Below are 824 nucleotides of genomic sequence, written 5' to 3'. Positions count from 1 at the left end.
ATGTTGCGACAGTGATAAGAGTTCGTAAAAGATCGCAACATGTTGAATGGGATTAACGTTGAACGGCCTGCGGCTGTTCGGTCGCCATGGGCGCAAAATACCAATAATGTACTTCGACACTGCGTCGTAACAGAGAATTCAATGAACTTTCACATTCGTGAGGGCGACTTCAGGCTATCAGGGCACTTGAGTTTGCAAAGTGACCCCGTCCTAACGGTTTGGATGTTTATGCGGGGAACCGCTTGCGCGCTGAATTAGAGCGCGCTTGGGGCGTCGAGTCATCCAGGTTGCGAGGCAATGCAGGAGAAAGTATGGGTGCCAGGAAAGCCAAAGTGACGGCTGGTAGAGGAGCGAAAGCCCGCGCCCTGGACAGTGACGTGCGTCCACTGACCGGTATTCGCGTATTGGCATTCACGCATTATGCCGCGGGGCCAATCGCGGCGCAGTATCTCGGTTCGCTTGGGGCGGAGGTCATCAAGATAGAGGCTCCGAGTGGGGATTATCAGCGTAGGGGGATCAAGGAGTCGACGGCCGCTCCCGACGCCCCCAGTCCTTATTTCCTGGGCCTAAATCGCAACCAGCGTTCACTGTCTATTGATCTGAAACGGCCGGACGGGCAGGCGATTATCCGCCAGATGATCTCTCAGGCGGATGTCATTCTCGAGAATTTCCGGCCGGGAGCTTTAAAGCGGATGGGATTGTGCAGCGGCAAACTTATTGCCGAACACCCCAGCCTCATCTATTGCTCGATCGCGGCTTACGATCCGGCCGGTCCCAGCCGCGACAAGCCGGGGCAGGATTTGATTATCCAAGCCCTGTCCGGC

General features: G+C 55.9%; 1 protein-coding gene. It reads left to right on the top strand.

Features of this window, described 5'->3' with window-relative positions; all coding sequences use genetic code 11:
* Positions 1–311 precede the first annotated feature (311 nt).
* The coding region (locus EOA85_RS36380; RefSeq protein ID WP_206523504.1) for a CoA transferase at positions 312–824 on the top strand (513 nt) is incomplete at its 3' end.

The organism is Mesorhizobium sp. M5C.F.Ca.IN.020.29.1.1 (genome assembly GCF_003997375.1).
Taxonomy (GTDB): Bacteria; Pseudomonadota; Alphaproteobacteria; order Rhizobiales; family Rhizobiaceae; genus Mesorhizobium; species Mesorhizobium wenxiniae.
Note: the sequence above shows the minus strand (reverse complement) of the source record. Positions and strands in the feature narration are given on the sequence as shown.